The sequence below is a fragment of the Polaribacter sp. genome, from assembly GCF_965656025.1.
Lineage (GTDB): Bacteria > Bacteroidota > Bacteroidia > Flavobacteriales > Flavobacteriaceae > Polaribacter.
In genome coordinates, this window is the sequence record NZ_CBFHJT010000006.1 from 24,144 (window position 1) to 35,790 (window position 11,647).

The 11,647-nt window shown below is 31.2% G+C and carries 9 protein-coding genes and 1 pseudogene; 2 read left to right on the plus strand and 8 right to left on the minus strand.

The window, feature by feature from the left end:
- The 5 genes and pseudogenes from ACTG3S_RS02050 to ACTG3S_RS02070 form a co-directional block, all read right to left on the minus strand.
- Positions 1-111 (minus strand): annotated as a pseudogene (locus ACTG3S_RS02050) (carbohydrate kinase); the annotation flags it as partial.
- Between the two features lies 1 nt (position 112).
- Positions 113-1,387 (minus strand): glycosyltransferase, encoded by a 1,275-nt coding sequence (locus ACTG3S_RS02055; RefSeq protein WP_439127712.1) that lies wholly within the window; start codon positions 1,385-1,387, stop codon positions 113-115.
- Between the two features lie 10 nt (positions 1,388-1,397).
- On the minus strand, positions 1,398-3,479 hold the full coding sequence (locus ACTG3S_RS02060) for an HAD-IIB family hydrolase (RefSeq protein ID WP_439127713.1): 2,082 nt from the start codon (positions 3,477-3,479) through the stop codon (positions 1,398-1,400).
- Positions 3,480-3,719: 240 nt separating this feature from the next.
- Positions 3,720-5,186 carry a magnesium chelatase gene (locus tag ACTG3S_RS02065; protein WP_439127714.1) on the minus strand — a complete coding sequence of 489 codons (1,467 nt, stop codon included), beginning with the start codon at positions 5,184-5,186 and terminating at the stop codon, positions 3,720-3,722.
- 9 nt (positions 5,187-5,195) lie between these two features.
- Complete coding sequence (locus tag ACTG3S_RS02070) at positions 5,196-6,317, minus strand: vWA domain-containing protein (RefSeq protein ID WP_439127715.1); 1,122 nt, start codon at positions 6,315-6,317, stop codon at positions 5,196-5,198.
- A gap of 235 nt (positions 6,318-6,552) precedes the next feature.
- On the opposite strand from ACTG3S_RS02070, the gene ACTG3S_RS02075 reads away from it, so the two are divergent.
- Positions 6,553-9,177 carry a zinc-dependent metalloprotease gene (locus ACTG3S_RS02075; protein WP_439127717.1) on the plus strand — a complete coding sequence of 875 codons (2,625 nt, stop codon included), beginning with the start codon at positions 6,553-6,555 and terminating at the stop codon, positions 9,175-9,177.
- Positions 9,178-9,240: 63 nt separating this feature from the next.
- The gene (locus ACTG3S_RS02080) at positions 9,241-10,116 is read left to right on the plus strand and encodes a TIGR01777 family oxidoreductase (RefSeq protein WP_439127718.1); all 876 of its coding nucleotides are present in this window, start codon (positions 9,241-9,243) and stop codon (positions 10,114-10,116) included.
- Positions 10,117-10,201: 85 nt separating this feature from the next.
- Here the strand turns inward: ACTG3S_RS02080 and ACTG3S_RS02085 are convergent, their stop codons facing one another.
- The 3 genes from ACTG3S_RS02085 to ACTG3S_RS02095 all read right to left on the minus strand — a co-directional run.
- Positions 10,202-10,675: a hypothetical protein gene (locus tag ACTG3S_RS02085; RefSeq protein WP_439127719.1), complete on the minus strand. Its 474-nt coding sequence runs from the start codon at positions 10,673-10,675 to the stop codon at positions 10,202-10,204.
- A 48-nt stretch (positions 10,676-10,723) separates the two neighbouring features.
- Complete coding sequence (locus ACTG3S_RS02090; protein ID WP_439127720.1) at positions 10,724-10,885, minus strand: hypothetical protein; 162 nt, start codon at positions 10,883-10,885, stop codon at positions 10,724-10,726.
- 15 nt (positions 10,886-10,900) lie between these two features.
- On the minus strand, positions 10,901-11,647 hold a 747-nt coding region (locus ACTG3S_RS02095; protein ID WP_439127721.1), incomplete at its 5' end, for a T9SS type A sorting domain-containing protein.

Here is an 11,647-nt window from a genome sequence, read left to right on the forward strand (position 1 = left end):
ATTCGAAAAAGAGTGTAAACGAGAAGCCACATTTAAAGGTGCTCCGCCAATTTTCTTTTCATCAGGAAAAACATCCCATAAAACTTCGCCATAACAAACAAACTTGTTCATTTTAATAAATATTAGATTCAGATGTTCTTTGATTAATTGAACTAGCAAAAATGCTTAACATACGTTTGGCAATTCCTGTCCAACCAAAATTACGTCTTGCAAATCGTGCCCCTTCTACAGACATTTCGTTTCTTAATTGTGGATATAAAAGTGGCATTGCCATCATTGCACCAAACTCTTTTGGTCTGTGTGGATCCGCAAATAATGCTTGGTTTCCAAAATCAATTAAATCGCACAATCCACCATGTACAGTTATTACACTTGGTGTACCACAAGCCATTGCTTCTATGGCAACCATACCAAAAGGTTCGTATCTAGAGGGCATTGCAAAAATACTTGCAGATCTATAAACGTTTGCTAGATCTTCGTCTGCAATGTAATTCTTCCATTTTATTTTATCTACTACACCAATTTCAGAGGCTGCCTTTTTTAGTTTTTCAATTCCATCTCTATCTTGTTTAGAATCTCCACCAATGGCTGCAACTAATCTAGCTTCTGGACACAATTCAAAGAGTGTTGGTAAAGAGTTAATTAGCAAATCATATCCTTTATTATGTGCCATTCTACCTAATGCCAATACATCTGTTGGTTGTATATCGTATTTTACTCTAATCTTATCATTTTCTTTAGAAGGAACTGGGAAAAATCGATTTTCGTCAATTCCTGGGGGAATCATACTACAGTTTTTTGGTAATACATCATACTGTTGAGTTAGTAAATCTACTTGAGGTAAAGTAGTGGCAATTACAAAATTACACATCTGATATACAAAGTATTCCTTTCTAATTCGTTCTTTAAAACGATAGGTTTTTTCCATTTCTTTTTCATCCATATCACTTCCCATAGTATGTTGTTTCCACCATCCTAAAGAGTGAGGTGTGTGTACATGACAAATACCTAATTCTTCTGCAATTTTTTGTCCAGCCCAACCAGCATCCCAATAATGAGAATAAACTACATCGTACTTTTTATTCTCTTTTTTGATAGCAGCCAATGTATTGGTTACAAATTTTTTAAGATGATCATGCATGTCCTCTTTTCTGATGAATTTTTTTCCTCCAAAAGGAATTCTCCAAACATCATAATTTTCATTTACATGATCGTATTCTGGTTGATCTTCGAACTGACGTGTTACTAAATCTACTCTTTTTCCTAATCTACTAAATCTTTCTGCTAACTCTAAAACATAAACTACTTGTCCTCCTGTATCTGGTTTTCCTAATTCTGCATTTGCAGCGACATAGCCATGTAAAGAGATCATTAATATCGATTTCATATTATTTATTTTATTTGATTATTTTTAATTCGTGACATGCAGAAATATATTGTGCTGCAGACCATGCTTGATAAGCTTTACCCATTGGTTTTCCTGTAGTACCATGCGCCCATTCTGTAAATTCCCATTCCTCATTAATACCTTCTTTGTTGATTAAGGCTAGTTTGTGCAATTCAACAATAGCCATATCTCTAAAACCTAATTTATTAACAAACTTCACCCAAAAACCACCTACAAAAGGCCAAATCCCTCCATTGTGATAATGATTTGGTAGGTTCAATAGATTAACTGTATAATAAGGTCTCCAATCGGGGTCTCCAGGACTTACAACTGGATATACATTCGAAACAGGATAAGGATCGTTAACGCCAACACCTAACATAAACTTAAATGTTTGATGTGCTTTTTCTGAATCTAAAGTTCCGTATAAGAAAGCTAAAATGTTACCTAAAGTATCACACCTCCAGCTAAAATCGAAAGGTGTAGTTTGCGCAATTAAATAAGAAGTATCTCCTAAAGTAAATTGTTTTTCTGCAAAAGAAACCGACTGAAATAATTGTTGCTGTGTAGAAGGCCAAAAATTTTGAACAATTTCTTTCTTAATCACCTGAGACCATCGAATGTATTCTCCTGCTTCTTCATTATTTCCTAGCATTTCTAGCATTCTTCCAAAACAGACGTTAGATCTATGCCATAAAATTTCATCGTATAAAATATTGTAACTTCTACCAAAAAGGTCTGTCCAATCTCCTGCTTCCGGAATTTCTAAAAGTGCATCATTATTGCTATCATGTGCAGATAACCAACGCATGGTTTCTCTTACACCTGGAAAATATTTTCTTAAGAACTCTATATCTTTAGTAACATTTACATATTCGTAAAAGGCAATGATTACCCAAATTCCGCTGTCTATGGAGCAAATTCCTCCAACACCCGAATAATCTGGGGTATTATCTTTTATACGGACGTTAGAGGGTATTTGACCATTTTTTGTTATATGTTCTAATAATGTTATTAAAGTTTGTCTTTGGCAGGTATGAATTTCTTTATCATTAATAAGAGGTAAAGAACCGATTACAGTTATTGCACCATCTCTTGCCCAAACACTGTAATAATTTTCGTCTGTACCATGTGCTACATTGTCTTTTATAGAACAGGCAGAAAATCCTAAAGGAGTAATATTCTTTTTTAAAGCTTCTACAGCTTTTTTATAACCTTCTTGTATTAAAGCAATCTTTTCATTATCATCTTCTGAGGCAATGTTGTTTAACTCTTGTTTTATGAAAAAGTCTTCTGAGTGATCTATATTAGTATCTACCATGGCTTCTTCTGGAAGTATACCATAATACACTAAACCTTCTATAATACCATCTCCTTTTTCTTTTTCGGAATGATATACTTTTTTATGTTTTGTATAGGCGTATAACTCCTTATGCGCATTTGCAACTACAATTCCTAAAACATCTTTTAAATCGAACATTGCAGAATCATTTCCACTATCTCCAGCAACTAAAACCTCATTGGTTTTAATATTTAATCTTTTTAAAAGCCACTGTAAGGCATTTCCTTTATTGGCAAATTTGGGTAAAATATCTAAAAACTTGTTTCCAGAGTATACCACATTAACTTCCATGCCCGCTTTTACAAAGTTTTCTTCAATGTCTGATATTAAACTTGTGGTAGCATCATGAAAAAAGTAGCTTCTTTTGTAAGAATGTTGAAATCGACTGGGTTGCTCACTAACAGGGTGATCTACACTAGTAATGATATCTTCTACCGATTTTAAATCCCATCCTTCGTCTAAAACATCATTAAACTCTTTAACAAGTTTTTTGTTATTGTAATCAAAAATATGTGTGCCTACTCCAGAAATAATATAATCTGGTTCTGGCAAAATACCTTTTTCTATTAAACTTAAAACGTCGTCTTTTAAACGGCCTGTGTTAAAGGTTAATAGAGCATTGGTGTTGGCTTTGTATTTCTTCCAGATTTCACCAAAGTTACTATGAAAAGTGTGAAAATCTATTAAGGTGTTATCTATATCAAAAGACAGTAATTTAATGTTCTCATTAGTACTGCTATTTTTATCCATATTTGTATATTTTTAATGTTTTTAGACTTCTATTTAGCCTAAAATAAGAAAATTATAACAGGTAAGCCTTTGAAAACTATACAAATTGAGATTTGAAAAACATTTTTATGAGTGTGATAATATTAGTTAATTAGAAATGAGTATTTAAAATTTATATGCACTTCTATTGTAGATTTCTTAATATGCTTTTTTTAAAAAAACCTCAAAAAATTTTTTTTTGAGGTTTTTATATTTTAAAACTTATAATCCACTAATAAAACTGCCATAAGGATCTTTAAACTGGGTACCTTCTGTAAACCTTTGTTTACTTAGTTTGTTAAATTCCACCAAAGCCCAAAGTACAAATTCTTTCATAAAATAGGTGTCAGCATCATTCATGTTTGGCTGATGCTCTTTTATAAAATCATCTAATGGTTTTATTTTATTTAGAGTGTCTTTATATTGTTGTTCTGTGTATTCTTCTAACAATTCAAAATCTTCTTCTGCATTAAAAAACCAAGATACAATACCATCATATACAGTTTCTTCACCTTGTTTCTCTAGTTTCTTTATTTCAGGAAAATAATCTGGAAACAACGTTTTAATGGCTTTTTTAATTAAGTTTTCTGCAACTATGTGTGCGCCTTCTTGTTCGCCTTCGTAAACCAGTTCTACCTTACCTGTAATTGCGGGTATAATTCCGTCAAAATCGCTTAAACGAATCATGGTCTGTTCGTCTCCAGAAATCAGAGCACGCCTTTCTGCAGTGCTTAATAGATTTTCGAAGGCAGAAATACTTAAACGTGCACTTACCCCACTTTTAGCATCAATATATTCGCTTTCCCTCGCCTCAAAAACAATTTGCTCTAATAAATCTTTTGCTAATTCTGGTACTTCTATAAAGTCTTTTTGTGCATTGGCTTTGTTTGCTTCTTGTTGCGTTATTGTTTTGGCAGTTTCGATATCTTCTGGATAATGTGTTAATATTTGTGAGCCAATTCTGTCTTTTAAAGGAGTTACAATACTTCCTCGATTTGTATAATCTTCTGGATTAGCTGTAAATACAAATTGCATATCTAATGGCAAGCGTAATTTAAAACCACGAATTTGGATATCGCCCTCTTGTAAAATATTAAACAATGCAACTTGAATTCTTGCTTGTAAATCTGGTAGTTCATTAATTACAAAAATACACCTGTTGGCTCTTGGTATCATTCCATAATGAATAACTCTATCATCTGCATAACTCAGTTTTAAATTGGCAGCTTTAATAGGGTCTACATCACCAATAATATCTGCTACAGTTACATCTGGTGTTGCCAATTTTTCTGCAAAACGTTCGTTTCTGTGCATCCAAAAAATGGGAGTTTCATCTCCTTTTTCTTTAATGGTTTCAATCGCAAATCTAGATATTGGGTTTAAAGGGTCGTCATTAATTTCTGAGCCTACTATAACAGGAATATATTCATCTAACAGATTTACCATTAGTCTTGCTAAACGTGTTTTGGCTTGCCCACGCAAACCCAATAAATTGATATTATGTTTACTTAAAATTGCACGTTCTAATTCAGGAATTACTGTGTTTTCGTAACCATGTACACCTTTAAAAACGGTTTCTTTACTCATCATTTTGCTAATGAGATTTTCGCGTAATTCGTCTTTAATAGATTTTGATTTGTATCCTGATTTTTTTAATTCTCCTAGTGTCTTAATATTTTCTAATCTCATATTTTGCTGTTATCTAATTCTTTTTTTTCTATTGGTTTCATAATCTTCAAAAATCATTTCACCCAAACCTTTCAATCCTGTGTAAAATGCTTTTCCTTGATTTGCTTGTGTAAAAGCTCTTACAAATTGCATTAAATAAGGATCTTGTGCAATCATAAATGTGGTAATGGGTATGTGTAGTTTTCTAGCTTGTTGTGCCATTCCATAACATTTGTTTACAATGTATTTATCTAAACCATTACTGTTTTTGTAATATTGACCATCTGGCATTCGTAAACAACTTGGTTTACCATCTGTTATCATAAAAATTTGTTTGTTGGTGTTTCTTTTTCTTCGCAGTAAATCCATCGCTAAATTTAATCCAGCAACAGTATTTGTATGATAAGGGCCAACTTGTAAATAAGGTAAATCTTTAATTTTAATGGTCCAAGCATCGTTACCAAAAACTAAAATATCTAAGGTGTCTTTTGGGTAGCGCGTGGTAATTAATTCTGCCAAAGCCATAGCTACTTTTTTTGCAGGTGTAATTCTGTCTTCGCCATATAGAATCATTGAGTGACTAATATCAATCATCAACACTGTACTCATTTGGCTTTTGTGAAGCGTTTCTTCTACCACCAAATCATTTTCAGACAAAGTAAAATCTCCAATTCCGTTGTTAATTTGTGCATTTTTGATGCTTTCTGTCATCGAAACTTTATCTAAATTATCTCCAAATTGATAGGCTCTAAAATCTCCTGTATGCTCGTCTCCAATACCAGGCGATTTACTTTTATGATTACCAGCAGCACTTCTTTTTATTTTACCAAAAATATGGTTTAACGCTTGTTGCCTAATAGCACGTTCTGTTTTTGCAGTTATTTTTGTGCCTCCAATTCCATCTCCATCAATTTCTTCTTTTATGTAACCTTTCTTTTTAAGGTCTTCAATAAAATCATCAATGGTGTAATTTTCGTCTGTTAATTTATACTCTTTATCTAGAGAGCGAAGCCAGTCTATGGCTTCATCAAAATCGCCAGAGGTATGTGTAATTAATTCTTTAAAAATCTCAAAGAGTTTTTCAAAAGGCGATTTGTTTTCGGCCTCATAAGGTTTAAAAATAAAACCAGTTCTTTTCTTATTGTTTTTCATCACTATAAAAATACTGCTTTATTAAATGCATTAAAAATAATTAACATTGCTTTAATATATGTTAGAATTGTCTGTATTTATAATTCAATAAAAATCAATAAAAACTAAAAATAAATGTAACGTTTGTAATTTTTTTCAGTCATTATTGTATATTGTTGTTTTTATCATAAAATTAACAAGAAAATATTTTTGAATATTTAATTTCACTTTTTAATATTTACCAACCCAAATTACAATGAAAACCACAAACTTAAGTACCGTAAAAGTATTTTGTTCTTTGTTTTTAGCTCTTACTTTTTTAGGAGTTCAGGATACAAATGCACAATTTTGGAAGAAAAAAAAGAAAGAAGAAAAAAAGACAATTGTAAAAAAAACACCTCCTAAAAAGAAAGGAAAAACTATTAAAGATTTAACAAAAAGCAGTAAAAAAATAGAAGGTTTATTTACCATTTTTCAAGATACTGTTACTGGAGCAACCAAGCTTTTAGTAAAAAAAGACCAACTGAATAAAGACTTTATTTATTTTTCTCAAATAGCAGATGGTGTTACAGAAGCTGGCCAATATAGAGGTTCGTATAAAGGATCTTCTGTGTTTCATGTAGAAAAGTATTTTAACCGATTAGAATTTGTTGCGCCTAACACTGCCTTTTATTTTGATAAAAATAATCCTATTTCTAAGTCTTCTAAAGCAAATACTAGTGATGCTATTATTGCTGCAGGTAAAATATTGGCCACAGATGAAAAAACTGGCGAATACCTAATTGCAGCAGATGGTTTGTTTTTATCAGAAACATTTACAAGAGTAAAAAATCCGAGGTTTCCAGGTCAATCTCCGTTTGCTTTTAGTTTAGGTAGACTTGATAAGTCAAAATCTAAAATTGAGGAAATAAAAAATTATCCAGAAAATACCAACATAAAAACAGAGTATGTGTATAGCAATCCATCAGTTATGAATGGTGGTGGAAAAGCAGTTACAGATGGTAGAAATGTTTCTATAAAAGTGTTTCATACTTTTATGAATATGCCTGGGAGTGATTATAAAACTAGAATGGATGACCCTAGAGTTGGATATTTTACAACAGAAACTAATGATATGACATCTACGGATGTTGTTAATTACAGAGATTTTATCCATAGATGGAAACTGATAAAGAAAAATCCAAATGCAACTACTTCTGAACCCGTTACGCCAATTACTTGGTGGATAGAAAACTCTACACCTTTAGAGTTTAGAGAAACTATTAAAGAAGGGGTTTTGGCTTGGAATGAAGCCTTTGAAAAAGCTGGTTTTAGAAATGCTATGGTTGTAAAAGTACAGTCAGATACCGCAAAATGGGATGCAGGCGATGTACGTTATAATGTTCTACGATGGACATCTTCTCCAAATCCACCTTTTGGAGGTTATGGACCAAGTTTTGTAAACCCAAGAACAGGTGAGATTTTAGGGGCTGACATTATGTTAGAATACGTGCATTTTACAAATAGAGTGTACTATGATAGAATTTTTAACAATGCAGCAGCTTTAAGTTTAAATATTTTATCAGCTGAAGAAGAAAAAGCAAAGTTCTTTAAAAATAAAAATAATCATTTATACTGTTCTAAAGGTCATTTAATGCATGAAAACACTTTATTTGGACAAACAGTTTTAGCGGCATCTGGTGCTTCTGATTTAGAAATGGAGGGTATGAAAAGAGAAGGAATGAAAGCTTTAATTATGCATGAAGTAGGGCATACTTTAGGTCTGAATCATAATATGAAAGCGAGTCAGTTATTTTCTCCAGAACAATTAGCAGATGCAAATTTTATAAAAGGAAAAGCCTTAACAGGTTCTGTTATGGATTATGCTGCTATCAATTTAACTTTAGATAGGTCTAAACAAGGGCAATATTATGATATGGCTGTTGGGCCTTATGATGTTTGGGCTATTCAATTTGGATATACTCCTTTTAAATCAGAATCAGAAAAAGATGCGTTGTTAGCAAAATCTACACAACCAGAATTAATTTTTGGTAATGATGCAGACGATATGCGTTCTCCAGGAAAAGCAATTGATCCAAGGGTAATGATTGGTGATATGTCTAATGATCAAATTAGATATTCGATAGATAGAATAAAATTGGTTAATAAAATGATGAAAGATGTAAAATCTAGATTTGTTAATTCAGGTGAATCTTATATGCAATTAAGACAAGCCTATTATATTTTAAGTGGTCAGGCAGCAACTGCTTCTGGAGTAATTTCTAGATTTATTGGTGGTGTGTATGTAGATAGAGCAGCACCTGGGCAAGAAGGAGGTACACAGCCTTATACACCTGTAAGTTTAAAAGACCAAAAAAGAGCTATGGATGCCTTAAAAACGTATGTTTTTGCTCCAGATGCTTTTACTGCGCCAAAAGACTTGTATAACTATTTAGCAAGTCAAAGAAGAGGTTATAATTTCTTTGGCGGGCCAGAAGATCCTAAAATTCACGAGCAAATTTTAAGCTACCAAACAAGAGTATTGGCACATATTATGCACCCAAATACACTGCAAAGAATAACAAATTCTGAGTTGTATGGTAATAAATATAAATTATCTAGTTTTATGACAGATTTAAACAATGCCATATTTAAACAAGATATTTATGGGAGTGTAAATTCTTTTCGTCAAAACTTACAAGCAGCTTATGTAAAAGGTTTAATAAATATGATTTCAGGAAGAACTAGTAGCAGATATTCTGTGCCTTCTAAATCTATGGCAATTTATAATTTAAATACTATTAAAAGTTGGGTTAGTAATAATAGGGGAGACTTAGCAACTAAAGCTCACAAAACACATTTAAAGACATTGATAACTAATGCTTTAAAAGAAATTAAATAAGTAAATAAATAATATTTATAAAAACCGCAATTTAAACAATTGCGGTTTTTTTATATTTACAATATGGCAAAAATACTAATTACAGGAGGTACAGGTATAGTTGGTTCTAGATTAACAGAATTACTTAGGGCAAAAAAGCACGAAGTAAGGATTTTAAGTAGAACCCCTAATGGACAAAATGAATTTAAATGGGATATTTCTAAAAAGTATGTTGATGAAAAAGCATTTATAGATTTAGATTATGTAATTCACTTAGCGGGTGCAGGTATAGCAGATAAACGTTGGTCAGATGAAAGAAAAAAAGTAATTATTGATAGTAGAGTAGAAACAGCCAATTTAATTTTTGCCAAAATAAAAGAATATAAGATTATACTAAAAGGTTTTATTTCTGCCTCTGGTAGCAATTATTATGGTGCAAAAACATCGGATAAAATATATAAAGAAACAGATCCTGTTGGCAACGATTTTTTAGGTGAAGTTTGCCAAAAGTGGGAACAAGCAGCACATCAATTTGAAAAACTAAATATACCCGTAACAATTTTAAGAACAGGTGTTGTTTTGTCTGATAAAGGTGGGGCTTTAGATCGTATGAAAACACCCATTGTTTCTCCTTTAGGTTCTGGTAAACAATACATGGCTTGGATACATATAGATGATTTATGTAGTTTATATATAAAAGCGGTAGAAGATGATTTTACGGGTGTTTACAATGCAGTATCACCAGAATATCATACTAGTAAAACATTTTCTAAAAAATTGGCAAAAGCTATTAACAGGCCTTATTTACCAATTAATGTTCCAGGTTTTTTATTAAAATTAATTTTTGGAGAATTGGCTATAATTCTTTTAGAAGGAAGCAGGTTGTCTACAGAAAAATTAGAGAAAAATAGTTTTAACTTTCAATATAAAGAATTGAAAAAAGCTTTAAATAATTTATAAATAGAAAAAAGACGAACATTAAGTTCGTCTTTTTATTCTTGTGTTTAGAGTATCTGGGGTTTTTTTAACTCTAAATAATAAGAATTTAATTTGATGCAATTACTTCTTCTTGGGCCGTTTCTACTTGTTTCATTTTACCTTCCCAAGTTCTTCCGCCAAGTGTAGATTCATAATAAACATAATCTCCTTTTATTTCGGTAATTTTCATTTTTAAACTATTTCCTGGTCTAAAAGGAAAATCTGGTAAGGTTATTTCTTTTAATGTGATAATACATTCGTCTTTATTTATCCAAACAATATCAGATTTTATATAATATTCTTTGTTGTTAAAGTATTCAATATGCTCATCACTATTAAAATACACCAAAACCTTGCCTCTTTTATAATTATAAGTGAAAGATTGATTGTAAATCATAGGTGTTTGATCATATACTTGTTCACTTGAGGGCAAATCTATGTTTGCAGAAGTTGTACCAAGGGTCATTAAGTTTTCTTGCGCATTTGTAAAAAGTGTAATAAATGTAAATACTACTAGAAATTGATTTTTAATTGTTTTCATTGTTTTTTATTTAGGGGTTAATATTAGGGGTAAAAACGTTTTAAACTTTTAAAATCCTGCACCAGGTGGCTCTGGAGATTGTGCTTGTGCTTTTAGAGGATTTAATATTATATATGTGCCTAAAGCGGTTAATGCAGCATATTTGCTATAACTACCTATTTTTTTTAAGGCTTCTTTTCTATCTATTTTAGGGTCTTGTTGTTCTTTCATTTTTTATTTTTGTGGTTATTCAAGAATTATTTTTTTAGTTATTTCTTTTGATTGACTTTCTAATTTTGCTATATAAATTCCATTAGAAAGCTTTGGCATTATAATTTTAGAAGAACCATTTGAAGAAAATTGTTTTGTAAATACTTTTTTACCTAAAATTGAATATATTTCTAATTTTATATCTTTTTCTGATAGACCTGTTATGGTAAGTATATTTTTAAAATTGCTAAGCGTTATTTGATTTTGGCTTTCATCACCTAAAGATAGCACGCTACTGGCTTTTGTATGTAAATAGTAATTACCTACACCATTTAAATCTGTATCTATAGTTGTTTTGTATTCTTTCTCTGATGTATTTAACTCTATAAAAGTATCATTTATTTTATCTTCTAAATACACATTTAAACCAGAAGGAATATTTTTATTTTCTGTAGAAAAAACTATTTCAGAGCCAGATTTAGCGTGAATGCCAATAGGTATAATCATGTTTTCATGATTACTATTTGGTATCGATTGTATGCTTAATTTTTTTGAATTTTGATTTTCTACCAAACCTGTATAAACTTGAAAGTCTGAAGATATTCCTCCAAAAACTTCACCATCATAACCGTCATCAAAACCAGTTGTAGCACCATCTATATAGTAAATTTCTGTAAATTTGCTATTGGTACCATCTGTTATGTTTAATTTAATTTCTGGTCTGCTTGTTTTTAAGAAAGTATCTGTATTTTGATGACTTTGACTAGTTTTAGAAAAACGGAC

What these genes read in the sequence shown, in the direction of transcription:
- ACTG3S_RS02060 (WP_439127713.1), bottom strand. Translation starts at nt 3,479, where the DNA reads ATGGATAAAAATAGCAGTACTAATGAGAACATTAAATTACTGTCTTTT.
- ACTG3S_RS02080 (WP_439127718.1), top strand. Translation starts at nt 9,241, where the DNA reads ATGGCAAAAATACTAATTACAGGAGGTACAGGTATAGTTGGTTCTAGA.
- ACTG3S_RS02065 (WP_439127714.1), bottom strand. Translation starts at nt 5,186, where the DNA reads ATGAGATTAGAAAATATTAAGACACTAGGAGAATTAAAAAAATCAGGA.
- ACTG3S_RS02075 (WP_439127717.1), top strand. Translation starts at nt 6,553, where the DNA reads ATGAAAACCACAAACTTAAGTACCGTAAAAGTATTTTGTTCTTTGTTT.
- ACTG3S_RS02055 (WP_439127712.1), bottom strand. Translation starts at nt 1,387, where the DNA reads ATGAAATCGATATTAATGATCTCTTTACATGGCTATGTCGCTGCAAAT.
- ACTG3S_RS02090 (WP_439127720.1), bottom strand. Translation starts at nt 10,885, where the DNA reads ATGAAAGAACAACAAGACCCTAAAATAGATAGAAAAGAAGCCTTAAAA.
- ACTG3S_RS02085 (WP_439127719.1), bottom strand. Translation starts at nt 10,675, where the DNA reads ATGAAAACAATTAAAAATCAATTTCTAGTAGTATTTACATTTATTACA.
- ACTG3S_RS02070 (WP_439127715.1), bottom strand. Translation starts at nt 6,317, where the DNA reads ATGAAAAACAATAAGAAAAGAACTGGTTTTATTTTTAAACCTTATGAG.